The organism is Streptomyces sp. NPDC059787 (genome assembly GCF_042732315.1).
Lineage (GTDB): Bacteria > Actinomycetota > Actinomycetes > Streptomycetales > Streptomycetaceae > Streptomyces > Streptomyces atrovirens.
This window is the reverse complement of record NZ_JBHWHX010000004.1, coordinates 32,178-54,420: the sequence shown is the minus strand read 5'-3', so window position 1 is coordinate 54,420 and position 22,243 is coordinate 32,178. Positions and strand designations below refer to the sequence as shown.

Genomic DNA, 22,243 nt, shown 5'->3' with positions numbered 1-22,243 from the left:
GGTGGGGAAGGAATCGTCCGACTCCCCTCCCCCCACCAGCACCTCAGGGAGCCCCATGCTGCGCGGCATCGACGTGAGTGCGTACCAGCCGTCCTCGTACGACACCGACGGCCTGTCCTTCGTCTTCATCAAGGCGACGGAGGGCCGTTCGTACACCAACCCCAAGCTCTCGGCCCAGACGGAGCGGGCCCGCGACGCCGACCTGGTCGTCGGTTTCTACCACTTCCTCTGGCCGGGCGACCTCACGGCCCAGGCGGAGTACTTCGTGAGCAGGACCCCGGAGAAGCGGGGTGACGTCCTCGCGGTCGACTGGGAGACCACGGGCGGGGGAACACGGGCGAGCAACGCGGAGAAGGACCGCTTCATCAGGAAGGTGAAGGAGCTACGCCCGCACCACAGGGTGATTCTGTACTGCAATCGGGATTTCTGGCTGAACGTCGACACGACGTCCTACGACGGCGACGGCCTCTGGATCGCCGACTACGTCACCGCCGGGAAGCCCCGCATCCAGGCGAAGTGGCGCTTCCACCAGTACACCGACGACCCGCTGGACAAGAACGTCGCGGACTTCTCCAGCAGGTCGGCGTTGCAGGAGTGGGCCGAGGACGCCTAGCCCTCGGACCACGCCTACTTGTTCAGGTGCGCCCAGAACTCGTCGAACGACAGGACCTTGTCGCCGTTCAGGTCCTGGGACTTGATCACGGCCTCGGCGACCGCCTCGGTGACGTTCCAGTCCCCGCCCTGCGCCAGGGCGGCCTTGAACTCGGCAGCGGTGATGAACCCGTCCCCGTCCGTGTCGATCCGCTCGAACTGCTTGCGCGCTTCCTCGATGTCCGCCACCGGTCCGCCCCTCATCTCGTACTTTGCCGTCTTGCTGACGCAGGTCAGATTATCGGGCCAGCTGAGACTCCAGTGCGGCGACCACCCACCCGAACCGCTCCTCGTGGGCGGAGGGCGGCTCCAGACCGTTCACGATCGCGGACAGCACGCGGTAGCGGGCGAGGCGCACGTTCGTCGCCGCCACGAGGCGTTCCAGTACGGCGGCCGGGTCGGCGTCCCCGATCAGCTCGCGCAGCACACCGGCGGCCCGCGGCGAGTCCGGCGCGATGCCGTCCCCGATCGCCCCGCCCGCGAGCCGCACCAACCGGCTCATGAACCACAGGGAGCTGCCGGAGGGGACGTCCGGCCCCCGGTCCGCCGCGTTGAACTCGATCATCCTGCGCATGGTGGTCCGGAACTCCGGGTCCTGGATCAGCTCGGCCAGCTCCACCCAGGCGTCCACCTGCTCGGGGGTGGGGTCGTCGGGCAGGTCGGCCGCGGCGAAACGCAGGCGGGTGCGGATGTCGGGGTCCGCGGTGTCGATGCCGTCGAAGACCTCCGCCATGAAGTCCTCGATGATCCGCTTGCGCTCGGCGGTGGACAGCCGTGCCAGCTTGTTCATGAGCGTCGTCTCCTCCGCGGTCGAGCCGCGTCGTGCCACGGTCGACAGCACCGCGCGGGTCACCTTCAGCGACCGGATCCGCGCGTCCAGCGCGGCCACGTGCGCCGCCGCGACCTGCGCGACCGTCGTCTCACCGGTCAGCACCCGGCGTACGTCGGTGAGGCCGAGGCCCAGCTCGCGCAGGGTGCGGACCAGTTCCAGGCGGGCGACGGAGCCGGCGTCGTAGAGCCGGTACCCGCCCGCCGAACGGGCCACCGGGGGCAGGGCGCCCTCGTCCGACCAGTAGCGGATGGTGCGCACGGACATCCCGGTCGCCCGGGCGAGCTCGCCGATGGTGAGAAGTCCGGTGCCGTCGTCGGTCATGTCCGGGAGTCTGGGCCCTCCAGTGGCTGGAGACTCAAGCCACGCAGGTGAGGAAGCCCTTCGGGGACCCTCAGCGGTCCATCACGCGGATCTCGAACCAGGTGGTCTTGCCGCGGGGCAGCAGGTCCACGCCCCAGCGGTCGGCGAGCTTGTCGACGAGGAAGAGGCCCCGGCCGCTGATGTCCATCTCCTGGACCGGCATGAGACAGGGCAGTCCGCGGGACGGGTCGCGGACCTCGATCCGGATCCAGCCGCGCCGGTGGCGCATGCGGAGGCCGAAGACTCTGGCGCCGGTGTGCCGTACGGCGTTGCCGACCAGTTCGGAGACGAGCAGGACGGCGTCCTCGGCGGTCTTGGCGGTGAGACCCCACTCCCGCAGGATGACCACCTGGGCGAGCCGGCGGGCGGTGGCGGCGGACTCGGGACGGGACGGCAGCGGAACTTCCGCCTCCGTCGGATTGCCGAACAACTCCAGCGCCTTCAGCGCGCGTTCGTCCTCGACCGTCGGCGACCAGCGCGACGCGGTCGCACGTCCGTCTCCCCGCGGCTGTTCCCTGCCATCCAGCCCCGCCATGCCCCCATCATGGCCGTCCGAGGGACCCCCGGGGGCCGTTCCGGGGGAATACGCCCCCCGTACGCCCCCGTCCGACAAGGGGACGCCGACATGCGCCGAAGGCATTTCGGATCCTCCGAAATGCCGCCCGACCTGGGGAAACGGCTCGCGCTCAGGCAATCGACGGACTCCCTCGACACGAACGGCTTAAGGGTGCCCCAAGGCTCCCATGAACCGCCCCATCGAGGGACCCGGAATCAGACATCGTGTCAATTGCAAGGGCTCGTAAGAGATTTCACAGGAACTTCGCCTTGCCCGGCCCCTCCTCCACGAAGCTGCGCATCCCCCGCTCGCGGTCCTCGGTGGCGAACAGGCCCGCGAACCAGTTGCGCTCGACGGCGAGGCCGGTGTCGATGTCCGTCTCGAGACCGGTGTCGACCGCCTCCTTGGCCGCGCGCAGCGCGATCGCCGGACCCTGGGCCAGCTTCGCGGCCCACGCGTGCGCCTGCGCGTAGACCTCGTCGGCGGGCACCACCCGGTCCACCAGGCCGAGCGCCAGCGCCTCGTCGGCCCGCACCTGGCGTCCCGTGAAGATGAGGTCCTTGGCCTTGGAGGGGCCGATCAGCCGGGACAGCCGCTGGGTGCCGCCCGCGCCCGGGATCAGGCCGAGCAGGATCTCGGGCTGGCCCAGCTTGGCGTTCTCCCCGGCGATCCGGTAGTCGGCGCAGAGCGCCAGCTCGCATCCGCCGCCGAGCGCGTAGCCGGTGACGGCGGCCACGACCGGCTTGGGGATGCGGGCCACGGCCGTGAAGGAGTCCTGAAGGGCCTTGGAGCGCAGCACCATGGCCGCGTGGTCCATGGCCTGCATCTCCTTGATGTCCGCGCCCGCCGCGAACACCTTCTCCCCGCCGTAGATCACCACGGCACGCACGTCCTCACGCCGCGCGGCCTCCTCGGCGAGCTCCTTCAACCGGTCCTGCGTGGCGACGTCCAGCGCGTTCATGGGCGGCCGCTCCAGCCGCAGCGTGCCGACGCCTTCGGCGACTTCGAGATGTACGGTCATGCTCCGCAGGTTAGCGGGCGTTCACACCCGGGGACACCTCGGGCCGCCCGGCCGACCTCCACCGAGCCGAAGCAGGCTCGCGCCACCGCGCAGGGCCTCGTCCTCGATTCCGTCAGCGGCTCTCCCGCCGTCGTGGCCCTCAGCGGGGGGGGCGTCGCCCCCTTGGCCACAGTCACTCAGCCACTACGACCGGTTCGCAGGCCTTCTCCAGGAGGGTGAACGACTTGGGTGCCCCGCCCGGCTGCGGCTTGCCCGCCTTGTGGCCGACGACCCGGTAGCCGGCGTCCAGGTAGTAGGCGTTCAGGCGCGCGTTGCCGGCCAGACAGTCCAGACGCACGAACGCCCGACCCGCCGCGGCGATGCGGCGCTCCGCGGCACGCAGCAGGAACCGCCCCGTCCCCGGCCGGGCGTTGCCGCGGTCCACCATCAGCCGATGCACGTAGCCGGCCACCGGCGACTGAGGCCCCCAGGCGTCCTCGTCCTCCCACCACAGCTCCCACGCCCCGGCCACACGGCCGTCGGCCTCGGCGAGCCAGACCTCACCGCTCACCATGACCCCGCGGAAGTGGTCCTCGTCGAGCTGACCGGGCCGCCACTGGCCGGTGATGCCCTGGGCGCGCATCCAGCGGGCGGCGTCGTCACGCAGCCGGACGAGAGCGGCGAGGTCGGCCTCCTCGGCGAGGCGGAAGCGCAGGTCGTTCACGTCGCGATCCTCGCACGGGCGGCTTCGTGGGCACGAGCCGAGAGCACGCGGTTGAACCCGGCATTCCAGTTGGGAGGAGATACGCCCGAAGCGGGCGTTGAGTCACGTGCACCCAGCTGCTTCCACCGCCGCCTCCACCTTCGAGGGTTCCATCTTGAGCACCGCCCAGACGGTTTTGCCGGGATGGTGCGGTGTCACGCCGAAGTCGTCGGCGAGAGCCATGACGAGGTGGAGCCCCCTGCCTCCGCAGTCGTCCGCCTCCGCCTCTCTCACCCGCGGGCTTCCCTCTCCACTGTCGCGTACCTCGACGCGGACGAGGGGGCCGTCTCCAGTCAGCGCGAGGGAGAACTCACGCCCCGGTGGGACGCCGTGCAGCAGAGCGTTCGTCGCCAACTCCGACACGCAGAGACGCACATCGTCCTGCCGGTCCCGGTAGCCCCACTCCATGAGTGTTTCGAGAGCGAACGCGCGCGCGGCGGGCACGGAGCGACGCGCCCGCGGAAATCGACGTTGCCGTGACAGAGACACGGTGAGCCACCGCCTTGATCCAGTGGTGTACGGTCCGGAACACCGTACCACTATTCGCAAAAAGCAGATAGGTGAGGAGTGGAGGTGATGATCCTGAGCGACTCGCTTAATGTGTAAAGCGGCAAGCTCGAACATTCGCCCCTCCATGGAGGACACAGTGAGCGACAGCACCTGGGTCAGTACCTCGCTGCCGTACCTGACCGCACGGGAGAAGGGGCGACCGGACGCTTGGGCGGCCGAAGCCGAGTCCCGTGGAGGCAAGGGCACGCAGCGCATCACGTACGCCGGCGAGACGTCGGCCCCGGAGGAGGTCGCCACGCTTCTCGGGCTGCCCACGGAAGCGACGGTGATCGTGCGCCGCCGGGTGATCGAACTCGATGGAGAGCCGTGCGAGCTGACGGACACCTACTACCCCGCGCCCCTCGCCCGGGGCACCCGCCTCGCCGAGGCGAGGAAAATCCCGGGCGGCGCCGTGACCTTCCTCGCCGAACGTGGGCACGTCGGCGCCCGCGTACACGAGGACGTGACCGCGCGGATGCCTGACGCGGAGGAACGCGAAGTCCTGCACCTGGGCCCGGACGAACCGGTTCTCCGACTGAGCCGGGTCACACTCGACAGCGACGACCGTCCCTTTCAGGTCGACATGATGGTCATGCCGGCACACCGGCAACGCCTGCGCTACGAGATCCGGATCGGATGACTGTGCCCATCACCCACACCGACTCGCCGGACCGACGGTCGCTCCATGAGCGGATCGCCGCCGATCTCCGCGACGAAATCATGAGCGGCGACCTGGCACCGGGCGCCAACCTGCCCTCCACGGCACAGCTCAAGGAGAGATTCGACGCCTCGAACGCGACGATCCAGAAAGCGCTGCAACTCCTCAAGGACGAGCAGCTCGTGGTGGGTCGCGCCGGGGCCGCCGTCACCGTTCGCGAACACCGGCAGCGAACGGTGCGCCCGGCCGCGTACATGGCTCCCGCGGAGCCGGGAAAGCCGTACCGCTGGCTGGCCGAGGCCGCGAAACTCGGCGCCCCGGCGCACAGCACGCTGCTCGACGTGGTTGAGACCCGCCCTCCGACCGACGTCGCGTCCGCGCTGGGTCTCGACGACGTCGAGACCACGGTCCTACGTCATCAGATCCTGTCGATCGACGGGGAACCGGTCGAACTGGTCAAGTCCTACTACCCCTTGTCCATCGCCCAGGACACCGCTCTCACGGCCAAGCGGAAGATCAAGGGCGGCACCCCGACGCTCCTCGGCCAACTCGGTTTCCCGCCACGCCTGAGCGTGGACCGGGTCTCGGCCAGGGTCCCCACCCAGGAGCACTACCAGGCCCTGAACCTGCCCAGCGATCTCCCTGTGCTCCGCACCCTGCGCGTCGTCTACAGCGACGACGAACGCCCCGTGGAAGCCACCGTCATGGTCAAGGCGGGCCATCTGTACGAGCTCCAGTACGAGTTCACACCTGGCTGAGCTTGTCCTCGCAGAACAGCCGCTCCGGCGAGGGCGGCCCGGACGTACCGGCGGGTTTCGACGTGATGCTCGATGTCGTGGGGCCCCGGCTTCCCCATTTTCCTGGGCAAGCTGAACTCCAACGGGTGGCATGGCGTGGTCGGCGTGGTCGGCGGGCAGCCACCGGCGGACTTCGGCATGCGGCTGATGGACGCCTTCCGCAGGTCATTGTCGTTCGCCACTTTCAGCTCCGGCGCCATACCCGACCGGCAGGCCGTACGGTCGTCCCAGTTCGCCGATGCCGCGCACGGGGACTTGCGCACGGTCGTGCACGAGGTGCTGCCGCTGGACCAGGCAGCGCTTGAGCCGGCGGGCCGAGGCTTCGATTCACCAGGTCTTACAGCCGGGGTATCAGATCCGACATGACAGCGAGGGGCAGCGAAGGATTGGCGGCTGCCGCCTCCACCACCTGCCAGTCGGCGTCGGTGAGCAGCTCTTCGATGATGGGCGGCGGAAGTGCCGCGTGACTGGCGGCTATAGGTCTCGCCTGTGTGTCCGCCAGGCAGGCGAGCAGTGCTGGTGCCGGCGCATCGCGATGCCGGGCGATCTCGCGGAACGCCTTCCGCATCGGTGGTTCGTGCCGGGCAAGGTCCTCCAGAAGTGCCGGAGTCGCGTCCGGATTGGCGGCCACCTTGGCCACGACCCGGACTCCGTGCCGGTCGAGCATGGTGCGCAGTCGGCCTTCCGAGAGACCTGGGTGCGGGGCGATGGACTTGACCACTTTCGCGTCGGAGTCGGCGGCCAGCGCGTCGCGTACAGCGGGTGGCAGATCGCGTCGCTGGGCTATGAGCATCCGCGCGGCCGGGTTCGGTGATCCGGCCAGCTTCTCGGCCTCCTCGGGGGACGCGGAGGCGATCCGCGGCAGCAGGGTGGCGCCGATCCTGGTGGCGCCGGCGAGGTGGGTCAGCACGTCGAGCGGTATGAGCGGGTTGTGGGCGAGCCTGCGCCGCACTTCGTGGTCACGGTCGGTGGCCAGTACGCGGATCAGGGCGTCGTCGATCGCCGGATTTTCGGCGAGGTCGGCTCGAACGCCGGAATTCGAATCCACGGCGAGCCGAGCGCAGACCTCCGACGGCAGATCGGGGCGGCCGGCGAGCGCCCAGCGCAGCAGCAGCGAAGGGTGGCCGACGAAGCCGACGACGGCTTCGGTGGGTGTGGCCGGATTCCGAATCGCCATCTGCTGCGTCTCGTGCCTGGTGGACTCGTGGGAGCCGTCGCAGGAGGCGCCGGACGGCAGATCGCAGTCGAGTCGCGAGCATTGCGGATCGTGCGCGAACGGCACCTCCTCACGGTCGCAGACCAGACACCGCTGCGCGGGAGGCAGCCCCTCGCCGGTGAGCAGCGCCGCCAGTACGGCCGGCGGTGTCGCCTCGTTGGCCGCCACCGCGCGGCGGACCTCGGCATGCGGATGCGCCGCAAGTCCGGTGGCCGTCTCCGGTGTCGCCCACAACGCGAGCTCCGCGACGACCCGTACGTCCGAGTCGGCGGCCAGCGTCTCCACCACATCGGGCGGGAGGCCGGAGCAGCCGGCCAGCTTCTCCCGGCGCTCGACGACCGGATCTTCCGCGAAGAGGCGCGCCCATTCCGGGTTTCCGGCGCGCTCGGCAAGCAGGGCGAGCGCGCCGTCCGGTTGTGTCGCGGGATCGATGTCCGCGGCGGTCAGCAGGCCTGCGTACGCAAGCGACACAGCGCTTTCCTCGACACGCGAGGCCAGCGCCACCGCCTGCGCGTGGCTGAGGTCCGCTCGACGAGCGAGGTCCGCAGCGATGTCGGCGTCCGCGACCGCGATCAGACGGTCGATCAGCTCGGACGGCAGACTTACGTTGGCGGCAAGCCCGCACAGAACATGGTTCACGGAGGCATCCTGCCTGGAACGTGACCGAACAACCCGTGGATTTCGGTGTCCACGGGCCGTCGGCGACACTCAGGCACGTCCCGAGCGCGGTGCTGATGAAGGGGTACGACATCGGCCGGTGCTTCCTCCGGGCTCTCCTTCAGATGGTGTCCCCGGCGGGTGAGGACGGCGTTCGCGAGCTGAGTGCCCTGGTGCCGGCGGTCACCCCTCAGCGGCACCGGTTCCCGCCGTGGGGGGCCTGCCGCCCAGACCCGGGATCAGCACCGCCGCCACCGCCAGGTGCATCAGGGCCAGCGCGGCCCGGGTGCCGCCGTCCATGCCGTCGCCGGCCAACGGCAGGAAGGACACGGCCAGTACGGCGCCGGCGATCCCGGTCCAGACGGCGCGGGCGCGCCGCGCCCCGGACCGCTCCAGGGCGGCCAGCAGTCCCCAGCCGGAGAGCGACGCGAGCAGGGCGACGACCGCCACGGGCACCGCGCCGATGTCGAGCGTCCGCTCGCCGTCGGCGATCCGCAGCCGGTGCCCCAGCAGCGGGTCCGTGACCAGCCACACCAGGACGGGGGCCAGGACGGCCAGGGCCGTGACCACCGGGCGCCTTCTCCGCGCGCTCACTCGGTGTTCCCCGAGAGCGCCCCGTGCAGGAAGACCTCCACCAGCTCCCGCGGGGTCAGGTCGGGCTCGTCCTCCGTACGCGGCTGGACGAAGAGCAGCCCGAAGAAGAGGGCCGCGATCTGCTCCGGCGGCCGGCGCAGGGCGGCCTTCTCGGGCTCCAGCAGCTCCGCGAGGGCCGCGCGGATACGGGCCGTCGACTCTTCGCGGCCCGCGCCGCGCACCGTGCCGGGGTGCTTGCCGCCTCGGTGCCCCAGCGAGCCCATGATCGCGCCCATCCTGGACATGTGCGCCTGCAGCGCCTCGGCCGCCTCCGTGAGCCGGTCGGGCAGCGGCTGGGAGACGTCGATCGCGTCGAGCTCGCGGACCGCGTGCTCGGGGGAGAGCGCCTCGGCCACGCAGGCCTGCAGCAGTTCGTCCTTGTCGGCGAAGACCCGGAAGATCGTGCCCTCGCCGATGCCCGCGGCGCGGGCGATCTTCGCGGTCGTCACCGCGGCGCCGTACTCGGTGATCAGCGGGATCGCGGTCTGGATGATCATCTCGCGGCGCTGCTCCGGTGACATGGCGGCGGCGCGACGGCGGGCGGTCTGGTTCTCCTTGGGTGGTGTCATGACGGCGAGAGTACGGAGTGAGTGCTCACTCCGTCAATGAGTGAGCACTCACTCCGTCCACTTCCCCTTTTCGCGCCCGGACAGGAAAAAGCGACGGCGGGGCCGTGCGGCCCCGCCGTCGCCGATCGGGCACGGAGTGCCCCGAGTGCTTACGCCTTCCACTTCTCCCAGGACATGTTCCAGCCGTTGAGGCCGTTGTCCGGGGCGATGGTGGCGTCGTTGGAGTTCTTGACGACCACGACGTCACCGATCATCGACTGGTTGAAGAACCAGGCGGCCGGGGCCTCCTTGTCCCAGCCGCCGCGGACGTCGCGCAGGCCGACGCAGCCGTGGCTGGCGTTGCGGTTGCCGAAGGCGTCGCCGCCCCAGTAGTTGCCGTGCAGGAAGGTGCCGGAGGTGGACAGGCGCATGGCGTGCGGGACGTCCTTGATGTCGTACTCGCCGCCGTAGCCGACCGTCTCGCCGTTCATCCGGGTGACCGTCAGCTTCTCGCTGATGACCATCTTGCCGTTCCAGGTCTCGTAGCCGGGGGCGCCGGTGGTGACCGGGACGGTCTTGAGGAGCTTGCCGTCCCGCATGACCTTCATCGTGAGCTTCTTGGCGTCGACGACGGAGACCTGCTCGCGGCCGATGGTGAAGGAGACCTTCTTGGACTGCTCGCCGTAGACGCCGTCGCGGCCCTCGACCCCGTCGAGGTTGAGGTCGACGGTGACCTTGGTGCCGGCCTTCCAGTACTTCTCCGGGCGGAAGTCGAGGCGGTCGTTGCCGAACCAGTGGCCCTCGACCTCGACGGCCGGCTCGGTGGTGATGCGGACGGCCTTCTCCACGTCCTCGGGGTTGGTGATGCCCCGGGTGAAGCGGAGCGAGAACGGCATGCCGACGCCGACCTCGGAACCGTCCTCGGGCGTGAAGTGCCCGATGAAGGTGTTCTTCGGCGTCAGCGTGGTGAAGCTGGAGTCCTCGGCCGCGGTGCGGCCCTCGGAGTCCTTGGCGACCGCGTGCACCGTGTACTCGGTGGAGGCGGCCAGATGGGTGGACGGCGTCCAGGTGGCGCCGTCGCCGGATATCTCGCCCTCGACCTTGTCGCCGTCCGGGTTCTTGACGACGACCTCGGTCAGCTTGCCCTTGCTCGCGTTCACCTTCAGCGCGCCGCTGGTCTCGACGGACTTCGCGCCGTCCTCGGGCGCGATGCCGACCACGGCCTCGGACTGCTTGCTCTGCGCCGCGGTGGAGTCCTTGCCCTTGCCCTTGCCGTCACCCGAGCCGGTACCCGAGTCCGAGCCTCCACCGCCGCAGGCGGTCACCGCCAGCATCACGCCGAGCGCCAGTGCCGCCAGCTTCCGGCCGCCGCGCCCCCGGGCGCCGACCGGCGCCGCCCCCGATATGGGCCCCACGTTCACTTGTTTCTCCCCTCGGCGGGCCCAGTCCCTGCCGGACCCGCGCCCCCGCGCGCCCCTCGCGCGCTCGGGCATAGTAACCACAGGCCAGAGGGGTTCGAGGCGGCGGGTTTGTCACCGTTCCGTTCCAAGTTCAACGGCCCGCCGGAGGAGTCACTTCACCGCGCCGCCCGCCTTCCACTTCTTCCAGTTCATGTTCCAGCCGCCGAGGCCGTTGTCGGGGGCGACCTTCCTGTCCTTGCTGTTGACAACCTCGACGACGTCGCCGATGAGGCTGCGGTCGAAGAACCAGCCCGCCGGGGTGTCCGCCCCGCCGCCCTTCACGTCGCGCAGTCCGATGCAGCCGTGGCTGACGTTGGAGTCGCCGAAGACGTCGGTGTCGGCCCAGTAGTTGCCGTGCAGGAAGGTCCCTGAGCTGGTCAGGCGGATGGCGTGCGGGACGTCGGGGATGTCGTACTCGCCGCCGAAGCCGACCGTGCGGCTGTTCATGCGGGTGACCTCGAGCATCTCGCTGATCACCATTTTGCCGTTGTACGTGGGCGTCTTCCGCGCGCCCGCCGTGATCGGAACCGTGGCCAGCAGTTCCCCGTCCCGGCGCACCCGCATGGTGTGCCCGGCGGCGTCCACCACCGACACCTGACTGCGGCCCACGGTGAAGGTGAAGGTGCGGTGCTGGAGGCCGTAGACACCCGGCGCCCCCTCGACGTCGCGCAGGTTCAGGTCGACGGTGACCTCGGTGCCGGGTTTCCAGTACCGCTCGGGGCGGAAGTCGAGGCGGGAGTCGCCGAACCAGTGCGGGCGGATCTCGACGGCCGGGCGGGCGGTGACGCGGACGGCTCGTTCGACGGCCGCGCGGTGGGCGATCTTCCGGTTGAACTCCAGGGAGACGATCATCCCGGTGCCGACGGTGGAGCGGTCCTCCGGGGCGACGTAGCCGATGAAGCGTTCCTCCGGGACAAAGGTGGTGAAGGTGGTGTGCCGGGCGGAGCGGCGGCCGTCGCCGTCCACGGCCACCGCGTCGACGGTGTACTTCGCGGCCAGCGCCAGCCGCGCGTCGTCGGGCTTCCAGGTCAGCCCGTCGGCGGAGATCCGTCCGGGGACCGGCGACTCCCGCGCGTCCTGCTCCGCGACGACCTCCACCGACTCCAGCCGTCCGTCCGGCACGCGCACCCGCAGCGCCGAGTCGGGGCGTACGTCCTTGCTGCCGTCGTCGGGCGACACGCGGATGACGTCCTCGGCGGCCGGGGGCCCGAACGCCCCGCCGACGGTGCCGTCCGCGGTGCAGCCGGCGGCTCCGGTCAGCAGTCCTGCCCATGTCACTACGGCGGCCAGCACGGCCCTCGCGCGCCGTGCGCGCCCTTGTACGTACCTCACGCGATGCCCAACGACGGGCCTCGCCTCCGGGAAACGACCATGCCGCCCCCCGGGGAAACGTGAGTGCGAGGCACGCTCTGGGCAGAACAGTGGGAGGACGACGCGCCGGGGAGCCGCGGCCGAGCCGATGGAAAGGGCCGTACACCCCTGTCCGCCGCCGTCCCCTCACGAGCCGCGGGAGGCTGACAGGTGTCCAGCGCAGCCGAGCAGGAGGCGGTGGCCGCAGAGCGGGCCACCGGGGACGGGCGACCGGCCGCCGTCGTGAACGGCGTGCGGCCGGCGCCGCCCGTGCCCACGGTGCCCGTGCGGCCGGGCCGGCCGACGCCGCTGGGCGCCCGGTTCCGGGTCGGCCCGGACGGGGTGGCGGGGACCAACTTCGCGTTGTGGGCGGGAGGGGCGGAGGGGGTCGAGCTGTGTCTGTTCGACGAGCGGGGCAGGGAGAGTAGGGCCCGGCTCACCGAACTGACGCACGAGATCTGGCACGGCTTCGTGCCGGGTGTGCTGCCGGGGCAGCGGTACGGCTACCGGGTGCACGGCCGCTGGGACCCGTGGACGGGCGCCCGCTGGAATCCGGCGAAGCTGCTCCTGGATCCGTACGCGCGTGCGGTGGACGGAGACTTCGAGCTGCCGCCGGAGGTGTACGGGCACGTCCGCGACTGGCCGGAGCAGCATGTCGCGGACACCGTGCGCGACGACCGGGACTCCGCGCCGTACGTCCCCAAGGGCGTCGTCGTCCACGATGACGACGACTGGGCGGACGACCGCCGGCCGAAGACGCCCTGGGCGGACTCGGTGATCTACGAACTGCACGTCAAGGGCTTCACGCGGCGGCACCCCGGCATCCCCGAGGAGCTGCGCGGCACGTACGCGGGGCTGGCGCACCCCGCCGCGATCGAGCACCTGGTGAAGCTGGGCGTCACGGCCGTGGAGCTGCTGCCGGTGCACCAGTTCGCGCACGAGGACCACCTGCTGCGCCGGGGGCTGCGCAACTACTGGGGGTACAACTCCATCGGCTACTTCGCCCCGCACGCCGGGTACGCGGCCTCCGGGACGAGGGGGCAGCAGGTCGGCGAGTTCAAGCGGATGGTGCGGGCCCTGCACGCGGCCGGGATCGAGGTGATCCTCGACGTGGTCTACAACCACACGGCGGAGGCGGGCGAGCTGGGCCCCACGCTCTCCCTGAAGGGCGTCGACAACCGCGGCTACTACCGCCTCCAGCCCGACGCCCGCCGGTACGCCGACTACACGGGCTGCGGCAACACCCTCCACGTCGTCCAGCCGCACGTGCTGCGCCTGATCACGGACTCCCTGCGCTACTGGGTGACCGAGATGGGCGTCGACGGCTTCCGCTTCGACCTGGCGGCGGCGCTGGCCCGCTCGATGCACGACGTCGACATGCTCTCCCCGTTCCTCGCGGTGATCGCGCAGGACCCGGTGCTGCGCCGGGTGAAGCTGATCGCCGAGCCGTGGGACGTGGGCTCCGGGGGATACCAGGTGGGCGCGTTCCCGCCGCTGTGGACGGAGTGGAACGACCGCTACCGCGACGCCGTACGGGACTTCTGGCGGCACGCGCTGCCGGACGTACGGGAGATGGGCTACCGGCTGTCCGGCTCCAGCGACCTGTACGCCTGGGGCGGGCGACGGCCGTACGCCTCGGTCAACTACGTCACCGCGCACGACGGTTTCACCCTGCGCGACCTCGTGTCGTACGGGCGCAAGCACAACGAGGCGAACGGCGAGGGCAACCGGGACGGCACGGACGACAACCGGTCCTGGAACGGCGGCGCGGAGGGAGAGACGGACGACGAGGACGTACGGGCGCTACGACGACGGCAGTTGCGCAACCTGCTCACCACGCTGCTGCTGTCGACGGGCGTGCCGATGCTGGTCGCCGGTGACGAGATGGGCCGCACCCAGCGGGGCAACAACAACGCCTACTGCCAGGACAACGAGATCGGCTGGGTGGACTGGGCGCTCGTGGACGACCCGGACTGGCGGCCCCTGCTGGAGCTGACCTCCCGGCTGATCGCCCTGCGCCACCAGCACCCGGTGCTGCGCCGCCGGGCCTTCTTCTCCGGCCGCGCGCACTCCGCGGACGGGCTGCGCGACCTGGCCTGGTTCACCCCGCGCGGCACGGAGATGACCGAGGACGACTGGTACGCGCCGGCCGCCACGCTCGGCATGTACCTCTCCGGGCGGGACATCCCGGGGCGCGACGAGCACGGGGCGCCGATCCTCGACGACAGCTTCCTGGCCGTCCTGCACGCGGGGCACGACCCGGTGGAGTTCGAGCTGCCGGGGCCGCCGTGGGCGGAGCGGTACGAGGTGGTCGTGGACACCGCGCGGGAGGAGCAGGACCGGGCGCCGGGCGCGGAGCACCGCGCGGGGACACGGATCACGGTGCCGGGCCGGACGGTACTGCTGCTGCGGGTGCGGACCTGACCGTCCGTGACACACGAACGGGTATCGGCCGATCGGCTGACGCGGTGCGTACGGCTTCGCCGCAGCCGCAGGTCGTAGGACCAGCGGCGGAGGGTGGTCCGGCCGAAACTCGGTGGGCAGTGTCAGCGGCGATCCGTAGGCTCGCTGCTGATGCCCACTACACCTTCTCCCCCGGAATCCCGCTCCACCGTGCGTACGCTGCTGCGGCTGTGGCCGTATGTGCGGCCCGTGCGGGTGCGGCTGTTCAGCGCCGCGTTCGTCGCGATCGTCGCCTCCTGCATCGGGCTGGTCATCCCGCTCGTCCTGAAGTGGATGGTGGACGGCCCGATCGCCGACCGGGATCCGGCGGGGGTGTGGCTGGGCGCGCTGTACCTGCTGCTGCTCGGGCTGGCGGAGGCGCTGCTGTTCGGGTTCCGGCGGTGGCTGGTGGCGCGTCCGCTGTCGCACGTCGAGGCGGAGATGCGGGCGGGGCTGTACCGGCATCTGCAGCGGCTGCCGGTCGCGTTCCACGACCGGTGGCCGTCGGGGCAGTTGCTGTCGCGGGCCACGACGGATCTGATGCTGCTGCGGATGTTCCTGGCCTTCCCGCTGACGTTCCTGCTGGTCAACGGCGTGACGATCCTGGTCGGTGTGATCATCATGCTGATCCAGGACTGGACGCTGGGGCTGGTCATCCTGGTGCCGGCCGTGCCGGTGATGGTCACGTGCGTGGTGTTCGAGAAGCGGTACTCAGGTGCGGCGCGGCTGGCGCAGGACCAGGTGGGTGATCTGACGACGGTCGTCGAGGAGGGCGTGCTCGGCATCCGGATCATCAAGGGGTTCGGGCGGCACCGCAGCCAGGCGCGGGCGTTCCGGGAGCTGGCGGGGAAGCTGCGGGGGACGGAGCTGTACAAGGCGCGGCTGCTGGCGACGATCCTGGGCGTCATCGTGACGCTGCCGGAACTCGCCATCGGGGCGGCGTTGGTGCTGGGGGCCGTGCGGGTGGCGGACGGATCGCTGTCCGCGGGAACGCTGGTGGCATTCCTGTCCACGGCGTTGGCGCTGCGCTGGCCGGTGGACTCGATCGGCTTCCTCCTGGCCATGAGCCAGGAGGCGGCGACGGCGACGGAACGCTACTTCGAGGTGATGGACGCGGAGCCGGAGTCCTCCGCAACTGCGGGCAGTCGTGCCGCCACAGCCGCGGACAGTCGTGCCACCACAGCCGCGGACAGTCGTGCCACCGCAGCCGCGGGCAGTCGTGCCGCTGGGGCGGCACGGGTGGGCGCGGCGGCACCTCGTAGCGCCGAGCGGCGCACCCACCCCCCGGCCGACACCGACACCAACACCGGCACCGGCACCGGCAGCATCGAAGGCCTAAGGTTCGAGAACGTCAGCTTCCGGTACCCCGACGCACCCGACGGGTCGACACCCGTGCTGGACCGCATCGACCTGCACATCCGGCCCGGTGAATCCCTCGCCCTCGTCGGCGCCACCGGCAGCGGCAAGACCACGCTCACCGCCCTCGTGCCCCGGTTGCACGAGGTGACCTCGGGGCGGATCACGCTCAGCGGGGCGGACATCGCGGAGATGTCCCGCGAGGAACTGCGCTCCCGCGTCGCCGTCGCCTTCGAGGAACCCACCCTCTTCTCGGCCAGCGTCGGCGAGAACGTACTGATGGGCGGCGGCACCGGGGACGAAGACCTGGAGCGCGCCCTCGCCGTCGCCCAGGCCGGCTTCGCCCACGCACTCCCCCAGGGCACCGACACCCAGGTCGGCGAACAGGGCCTCAGCCTCTCCGGCGGCCAGCGCCAGCGCCTCGCGCTGGCCCGCGCCGTCGTCGGACGCCCCGACTTCCTGGTCCTCGACGACCCCCTGTCCGCGCTCGACGTGCACACCGAGGCCGCCGTCGAGGCCGCCCTGCGCCGGGTGCTCGTGGACACCACCGCCCTCATCGTGGCCCACCGACCCTCCACGGTCCTGCTCGCCGACCGCGTGGCCCTGCTCTCCGGCGGCCGGATCACCGCGGTCGGCACCCACCACGAACTGCTGCGCGACAACCCCGAGTACGCGCACCTCATGTCCGGCGCCCCCGCGGGGAACCAGGAGGAGGACGAGCGATGACGGCGACCACCACCGCCCCCGCCCGGGACGAGGACGACGACCGGACCCCGCCGTCCGACGACCCCTTCGACCAGGACCAGCTGCCCACTCCCCCGGGCGCCACCGGCGTACTGCTGCGTTCCCTGCTCTCCCCCATGCGCGGCAGGGTCGCCGTCACCGCGCTGTTGCTGCTGCTCCAGCAGGCCGCCGTGCAGGCCGGCCCGCTGCTGGTGGCGTACGCCATCGACCGGGCCGTGCCGGCGTTCCGCGGCGACGACAACGGGCCGCTGATCGCGGTGGCGGTGGGCTACCTGCTGTGCGCGGTGGCGGCCGGCGCGCTGCAGTACGGGTTCGTCACCGCCTCCGCACGGGTCAGCCAGGACGTGCTGCTCGATCTGCGCGGCCGTATCTTCCGGCACGCGCAGGCGCTCAGCGTCGACTTCCACGAGCGCTACACCTCGGGCCGGCTGATCTCCCGCTCCACCACGGACGTCGAGTCGCTGCGCGAGCTGCTGGAGGAGGGCCTTCAGGAACTGGTGATGGTCATCCTGTCGGCCGTCTACATCTCGGTGCTGCTGCTCTGGCTGGACCTGGGGCTCGGTGCCGTCGCGGTGGCGTCGTTCGTGCCGCTGTACCTGCTCGTACGGTCGTACCGGCGGCGGGCGGGGCGGGTGTACCGGAAGCGGTCGACGGCCATCGCGGCGGTGATCGTGAAGTTCGTCGAGACGATGAACGGCATCCGGCCGGTGCGCGCCTTCCGCCGGGAGGCCGCCAACGACGCCGAGTTCGCGGTGCTGAACCGGCGGCACGAGCGGACCAACGGCGACGCGCTCCTTGAGATGGCCCGCTACGTCGTCGGCTCCCGGATCACCGCCAACACCACCGTCGCGCTGATCGTGCTGTGGGGCGCCCACCGGGTCGCGGACGAGTCGCTGGAGCTGGGCGTACTGGCGGCGGCGGTCCTGTACCTGCGCCGGCTGTACGACCCGATCGACCGGCTCGGCATGTTCCTGAACTCCTACCAGTCGGCGGCGGCCTCGCTGGAGAAGATCGCCGGCCTGCTGGCGCAGACCCCGTCCGTGCCCGAGCCGTCGGCCCCCCGCGAGCTGCCGGAGCGGCGTTCCGGGCTCCCCGGCCGCGAGGTCGTCTTCGACGACGTCCGGTTCGCGTACCGCACCGGCGGCGAGGTGCTGCCCCGCTTCGGCCTCACCCTGCCGGCCGGGCAGACGGTGGCGGTCGTCGGCTCGACCGGCGCGGGCAAGTCGACGCTGGCGAAGCTGCTCGCCCGCTTCTACGACCCCACCGACGGCCGGGTGCTGCTCGACGGGGTGGACCTGCGCGACCTCGCGGGACGCGATCTGCGGCGCGAGGTGGTGATGGTGACGCAGGAGGCGTTCCTGTTCTCCGGCACGGTCGCCGAGAACATCTCGATCGGCCGGCCGGACGCCACCCGCCAGGAGATCGAGCAGGCGGCGAAGGAGATCGGCGCGCACGACTTCATCGCCGCGCTCCCCGACGGCTACGACACCGACGTACGCAAGCGGGGCGGCCGTATCTCGGCCGGTCAGCGCCAGTTGGTCGCCTTCGCGCGGGCGCTGCTCGCGGACCCGGCGGTCCTCATCCTCGACGAGGCGACCAGTTCGCTGGACATCCCCGGCGAGCGGGCGGTGCAGCGGGCGATGGCGACGGTGCTGAAGGGGCGTACGGCGGTGGTGATCGCCCACCGGCTGTCGACCGTGGAGATCGCCGACCGGGTGCTGGTCATGGAGCACGGACGGATCGTGGAGGACGGCAGCCCGGCCGGACTCGTCGCCGGGACGGGCAGGTTCGCCGACCTGCACCGGGCCTGGCGGGACAGTCTGGCGTAGCCGCGACGGCGCACAGGGGGAGAACGAACGGTGATCGACGCGTACGAGGACCCCGGCACGCCCGACCGGCGGGGCGGGGCCCGGTATCTGTGGTGGCTGGTCATGCGGCAGCCGGGGCGGTGTGCGGCGGGGGCGGTGTTCGGCAGCGTCTGGATGGTGCTGCTGGCGGCGACGCCGTACGCGATGTCGCGGGCCGTGGACGACGGGCTGGGTCCGGGGGACATGGGGGCGCTGGCGCTGTGGACCGGGGCCCTGTTCGTGGTGAACGGGGTCAACTCCTGGCTGAGCGTCATGCGGCACCGCACGATGACACGGGTGCGGATGGACGCCAACTTCCGCACGGTCAAGGTGGTCGTCGGGCAGACGGTGCGGCTGGGGGCCTCGCTGGAGCGGCGGGCCGGGGCCGGGGAGGTCGTCACCATCGGGGTGGGTGACGTGCAGACGATCGCCCAGTCGCTCACGGCGGTCGGGCCGGGGATCGGCGCGGTCGTGGCGTACGGGGTGGTGGCGGGGCTGCTGCTGGCGGTGTCGCCGCTGCTGGCGGTGGTGGTACTGCTCGGGGTGCCGGTGATCGGTCTCGTCGTGGGACCGCTGGCGGGGCGGTTGCAGGGCACGGAGACGGAGTACCGGGAACGGCAGGGCGTGCTGACCGCGCGGATCGGGGATCTGGCGGGCGGGCTGCGGGTGCTGAGCGGGCTGGGCGGGAAGAACCTGGTCTCCGACGCGTTCCGCCGGGACTCGGGGCGGCTGCGGGAGCAGGGGTACCGGGTCGGGGCGGTGACGAGCTGGATGCAGGCGCTCGCCGCCGGACTGCCGACGCTGTTCCTCGCGGGGGTGACCTGGATCGCGGCCCGGCTGGCCGCGCAGGGGCAGATCAGTGTGGGCGAGCTGGTGTCGGTGTACGGCTATGTGGCCGTACTGGTGTGGCCGGTGATGTTCCTCATCGAGTGCGGTTACCAGCTGAGCCGGGGTGTGGTGGCCGCCCGGCGGGTGACGGCGCTGCTGCGCCTCGAGCCGCCGGCCGACGCCGCCACCGCCGATCCGCCGGCCGAGCCGTCCGTGCTGGACGATCCGGAGTCGGGGGTGCGGGTGCTGCCGGGGCGGCTGACCGCGCTCACCGCCGTACACCCCGCCGACGCGCTCACCGTGGTGGACCGGCTCGGGCGCTACACGCCGTCGGCGGTCACCTGGGGCGGGGTCCGGCTGGACGGGATCGCGCTCGCGCGGGTGCGGGAGCGGATCCTGGTCGCCGACCCGGAGGCCGATCTGTTCGCCGGTCCGCTGCGGGAGGTGGTGGCCGGGCGCGGGGATCCGGCCGACGAGGACGTGCTGCGGGCGCTGCGCTCGGCCGCCGCCGAGGACATCGTGCGGGGGCTGCCCGAGGGGCTGGACTCGGTCGTGTCCGCGCAGGGCCGCAGCCTCTCCGGCGGTCAGCGGCAACGGGTGCGGCTGGCGCGGGCGTTGCTGGCCGACCCGGAGGTGCTGCTGGCCGTGGAGCCCACCTCGGCGCTCGACGCGCACACCGAGGCCACGGTCGCCGACCGGCTGCGCACGGCCCGGAAGGGACGTACGACGCTGCTGGCCACCACCTCACCGCTGGTGCTGGACCGGGCCGACCGGGTGCTCTTCCTGGCCGACGGGAAGGTGGTGGCGAGCGGCAGCCACCGTGAACTGCTCGACAGCGAGCCCGGATACCGGGATCTGGTGGCCAGGGACGCCGGCGAGGGCGCCGCCGAGGAGGCCGTGCGATGAGCGGGGAACGACTCCCCCTGGCCGGGCCCGCCGATGTGCGCCGGGCCGCCGCGGGGCTGGTGCGGGCGGACGGGCGGGCCTTCGCCGGCGTACTGGTCCTGAACGCGCTGGCGGCCGTGGCGGGGCTGGCCGGGCCCTGGCTGCTGGGACGGATCGTCGACGAGGTGCGCGACGGGGGCGGGGTGGCGGTGGTGGACCGGCTGGCGCCGGTCATCGTGGTGTGCGCGGTCACCCAGTTGCTGCTGTCCCGCTGGGCCCGGTACGTGGGGCACCGCTTCGGGGAGCGGACACTGGCGCGGGTGCGGGAGCGGTTCGTGGACCGGGCGCTGGGGCTGCCGTCGTCGGTGGTGGAGCGGGCGGGCACCGGTGATCTGACCGCGCGGGGGACGGCGGACGTGACCGTCGTCGGTACGACCCTGCGCGACGCCGGGCCCTCACTGCTGGTCAACGGGGTGCAGTCGCTGTTCGTGATGGCGGCGGTCGTGGTGGTGGATCCGCTGCTCGGCGCCCTCGGGCTGCTGTGTCTCACGCCGATCTGGCTCGCGGTGCGCTGGTATCTGCGCCGGGCGCGCGACGCCTACCTCGCCGAGGGCGCGGCCAACTCGGACGTGGCGGAGATCGTCGCGGCGACGGCGGCGGGGGCCCGCACGGTGGAGGCGTTCCGGCTGGAGGAGCGGCGGGTCCGGGCCGGCCGGGACGCGCTGGAGACCTCCCGCCGCGCCCGGTTCCACACGCTGTTCCTGCGCACGGTGTTCTTCCCGGTGGTCGAGGTGTCGTACGCCGTGCCGGTGGCCGGGGTGCTGCTGATCGGCGGGGTGCTGCACGAACGGGGCGCGGTGAGCCTCGGGGCGGTGGTGAGCGCGTCCCTGTATCTGCTGCAGCTGAGCGGGCCGCTGGACGAGGTGCTGATGCGGGTCGAGCAGTTGCAGAGCAGCGGGGCGTCGTTCGCCCGGGTGGAGGGGCTGGCCCGGGCGCCGCGCGCGGCGGAGCGGGGCGACAGTCCGGATCCGGCTGACGACCGCATCGACGTGACCGGGGTGCGCTACGCCTACGACGGGGGCGTCGAGGTGCTGCGCGGGGTCGATCTGACGGTGACGCCGGGCGAGCGGCTCGCGGTGGTGGGGCCGTCCGGGGCGGGCAAGACCACGTTGAGCCGGCTGCTCGCCGGCGTGGACGCGCCGACCTCGGGAAGCGTGACGGTGGGCGGGGTGCCGGTGGCGGGTCTGGACCCGGAGCGGCTGCGGCGGCAGGTGGTGCTGGTCACCCAGGAGCACCATGTGTTCCTGGGATCGGTCCGCGACAATCTGCGCATCGCCGAACCGGACGCCGGGGACGAGGAGTTGTGGGCGGCGCTGGCCGTGGTCGGCGCCGAGGCGTGGGTGCGGGAGCTGCCGGAGGGGCTGGACACGGAGCTGGGCGGGGGCGGCCACGCCACCGACGGTTCACAGGCGCAGCAGCTCGCGCTGGCGCGGGTGGTGCTGGCCGATCCGCACACGCTGATCCTCGACGAGGCCACCGCCCTGCTCGACCCGGCCACCGCCCGGCACACCGAGCGCGCGCTGGCGGCCGTCCTCCGGGGCCGTACGGTCATCGCCGTCGCGCACCGGCTGCACACCGCGCACGACGCCGACCGCGTGGCCGTCATGGAGAACGGCCGCCTGACCGAACTCGGCACACACGACGCCCTGGTGACGGCCGACGGGGCGTACGCGGCCCTGTGGCACTCCTGGCACGGCGACCACCCGTCCGACACAACCGGCCCGCCCAACGCAACCAGCCCGTCCGACACAACCAGCCCGTCCGGCGTTTGAGGACGAGGCCCGTCCAGGGCCGAAGGGGGGTCCGGGGGCACAGCCCCCGGGGACGGGACGGGAAGGGGCGGCGGGGGCGAAATCCAAAAACCCGCCCCCCTTCGATCCGTCACAGCCACTGCAGCCCTCCCAACTGTTCGTATACCGAACCCGAACTCCCGGACAACGAACGGTTTCCGGCCAATTTCCTGACGCGCCCCTGACAGAAACCGCGATCACCTGCCACTCTTCCCACGGCCGCTCAACAGCAACCCCACAGCGACATCCACCGCTGCACGC

The 22,243-nt window shown here is 71.7% G+C and carries 19 protein-coding genes and 1 pseudogene; 9 read left to right on the top strand and 11 right to left on the bottom strand.

Annotation, left to right across the window (positions count from 1 at the left end):
* Positions 1-55: 55 nt before the first annotated feature.
* On the top strand, positions 56-613 hold the full coding sequence (locus tag ACFV5H_RS05275) for a glycoside hydrolase family 25 protein (RefSeq protein ID WP_385050215.1): 558 nt from the start codon (positions 56-58) through the stop codon (positions 611-613).
* 14 nt (positions 614-627) lie between these two features.
* Here the strand turns inward: ACFV5H_RS05275 and ACFV5H_RS05270 are convergent, their stop codons facing one another.
* The 6 genes from ACFV5H_RS05270 to ACFV5H_RS05245 all read right to left on the bottom strand — a co-directional run bounded on the left by ACFV5H_RS05270 (position 628) and on the right by ACFV5H_RS05245 (position 4,651).
* Entirely contained in the window at positions 628-840 is a 213-nt protein-coding gene (locus ACFV5H_RS05270; RefSeq protein ID WP_385050214.1) for an EF-hand domain-containing protein, read from the bottom strand.
* 49 nt (positions 841-889) lie between these two features.
* A complete protein-coding gene (locus ACFV5H_RS05265; protein WP_385050212.1) occupies positions 890-1,804 on the bottom strand; it encodes a MerR family transcriptional regulator in 915 nt (304 codons plus the stop codon).
* 70 nt (positions 1,805-1,874) lie between these two features.
* Complete coding sequence (locus ACFV5H_RS05260; protein WP_385050210.1) at positions 1,875-2,378, bottom strand: ATP-binding protein; 504 nt, start codon at positions 2,376-2,378, stop codon at positions 1,875-1,877.
* Between the two features lie 274 nt (positions 2,379-2,652).
* Entirely contained in the window at positions 2,653-3,420 is a 768-nt protein-coding gene (locus ACFV5H_RS05255; RefSeq protein WP_385050208.1) for an enoyl-CoA hydratase/isomerase family protein, read from the bottom strand.
* Between the two features lie 172 nt (positions 3,421-3,592).
* On the bottom strand, positions 3,593-4,123 hold the full coding sequence (locus ACFV5H_RS05250; RefSeq protein ID WP_385192963.1) for a GNAT family N-acetyltransferase: 531 nt from the start codon (positions 4,121-4,123) through the stop codon (positions 3,593-3,595).
* A 102-nt stretch (positions 4,124-4,225) separates the two neighbouring features.
* Positions 4,226-4,651 (bottom strand): ATP-binding protein, encoded by a 426-nt coding sequence (locus tag ACFV5H_RS05245; protein ID WP_385193114.1) that lies wholly within the window; start codon positions 4,649-4,651, stop codon positions 4,226-4,228.
* Positions 4,652-4,808: 157 nt separating this feature from the next.
* Here ACFV5H_RS05245 and ACFV5H_RS05240 point away from each other — a divergent pair, with 157 nt between their 5' ends.
* The 3 genes and pseudogenes from ACFV5H_RS05240 to ACFV5H_RS05230 form a co-directional block, all read left to right on the top strand.
* Positions 4,809-5,351: a GntR family transcriptional regulator gene (locus ACFV5H_RS05240; protein ID WP_385192961.1), complete on the top strand. Its 543-nt coding sequence runs from the start codon at positions 4,809-4,811 to the stop codon at positions 5,349-5,351.
* The gene (locus ACFV5H_RS05235; protein ID WP_385192959.1) at positions 5,348-6,127 is read left to right on the top strand and encodes a GntR family transcriptional regulator; all 780 of its coding nucleotides are present in this window, start codon (positions 5,348-5,350) and stop codon (positions 6,125-6,127) included. The genes ACFV5H_RS05240 and ACFV5H_RS05235 overlap by 4 nt, the downstream gene beginning before the upstream one ends.
* Before the next feature lie 20 nt (positions 6,128-6,147).
* Positions 6,148-6,532: pseudogene (locus ACFV5H_RS05230) on the top strand (hypothetical protein); the annotation flags it as partial.
* On the opposite strand, the gene ACFV5H_RS05225 reads toward ACFV5H_RS05230, so the two are convergent.
* The 5 genes from ACFV5H_RS05225 to ACFV5H_RS05205 form a co-directional block, all read right to left on the bottom strand.
* Positions 6,504-8,021 (bottom strand): hypothetical protein, encoded by a 1,518-nt coding sequence (locus tag ACFV5H_RS05225; RefSeq protein ID WP_385192957.1) that lies wholly within the window; start codon positions 8,019-8,021, stop codon positions 6,504-6,506. The pseudogene ACFV5H_RS05230 and the gene ACFV5H_RS05225 overlap by 29 nt on opposite strands.
* Before the next feature lie 201 nt (positions 8,022-8,222).
* Positions 8,223-8,633: a DUF6069 family protein gene (locus tag ACFV5H_RS05220; protein ID WP_385192955.1), complete on the bottom strand. Its 411-nt coding sequence runs from the start codon at positions 8,631-8,633 to the stop codon at positions 8,223-8,225.
* Positions 8,630-9,241 (bottom strand): TetR/AcrR family transcriptional regulator, encoded by a 612-nt coding sequence (locus ACFV5H_RS05215; RefSeq protein WP_385192954.1) that lies wholly within the window; start codon positions 9,239-9,241, stop codon positions 8,630-8,632. Before ACFV5H_RS05215 ends, ACFV5H_RS05220 begins: the two co-directional genes overlap by 4 nt.
* A 149-nt stretch (positions 9,242-9,390) precedes the next feature.
* Positions 9,391-10,641 carry an Ig-like domain-containing protein gene (locus tag ACFV5H_RS05210; protein WP_385057893.1) on the bottom strand — a complete coding sequence of 417 codons (1,251 nt, stop codon included), beginning with the start codon at positions 10,639-10,641 and terminating at the stop codon, positions 9,391-9,393.
* A gap of 150 nt (positions 10,642-10,791) precedes the next feature.
* Positions 10,792-12,012 (bottom strand): Ig-like domain-containing protein, encoded by a 1,221-nt coding sequence (locus tag ACFV5H_RS05205; protein WP_385057892.1) that lies wholly within the window; start codon positions 12,010-12,012, stop codon positions 10,792-10,794.
* A 189-nt stretch (positions 12,013-12,201) separates the two neighbouring features.
* On the opposite strand from ACFV5H_RS05205, the gene glgX reads away from it, so the two are divergent.
* The 5 genes from glgX to ACFV5H_RS05180 all read left to right on the top strand — a co-directional run bounded on the left by glgX (position 12,202) and on the right by ACFV5H_RS05180 (position 21,964).
* The gene (gene glgX / locus ACFV5H_RS05200; protein ID WP_385192951.1) at positions 12,202-14,454 is read left to right on the top strand and encodes a glycogen debranching protein GlgX; all 2,253 of its coding nucleotides are present in this window, start codon (positions 12,202-12,204) and stop codon (positions 14,452-14,454) included.
* Positions 14,455-14,604: 150 nt separating this feature from the next.
* The gene (locus ACFV5H_RS05195) at positions 14,605-16,554 is read left to right on the top strand and encodes an ABC transporter ATP-binding protein (protein WP_385192949.1); all 1,950 of its coding nucleotides are present in this window, start codon (positions 14,605-14,607) and stop codon (positions 16,552-16,554) included.
* A complete protein-coding gene (locus ACFV5H_RS05190; RefSeq protein WP_385192947.1) occupies positions 16,551-18,401 on the top strand; it encodes an ABC transporter ATP-binding protein in 1,851 nt (616 codons plus the stop codon). Before ACFV5H_RS05195 ends, ACFV5H_RS05190 begins: the two co-directional genes overlap by 4 nt.
* Before the next feature lie 30 nt (positions 18,402-18,431).
* Complete coding sequence (locus ACFV5H_RS05185; RefSeq protein ID WP_385192945.1) at positions 18,432-20,153, top strand: ABC transporter ATP-binding protein; 1,722 nt, start codon at positions 18,432-18,434, stop codon at positions 20,151-20,153.
* A complete protein-coding gene (locus tag ACFV5H_RS05180; RefSeq protein ID WP_385192943.1) occupies positions 20,150-21,964 on the top strand; it encodes an ABC transporter ATP-binding protein in 1,815 nt (604 codons plus the stop codon). The genes ACFV5H_RS05185 and ACFV5H_RS05180 overlap by 4 nt, the downstream gene beginning before the upstream one ends.
* Positions 21,965-22,243 lie beyond the last annotated feature (279 nt).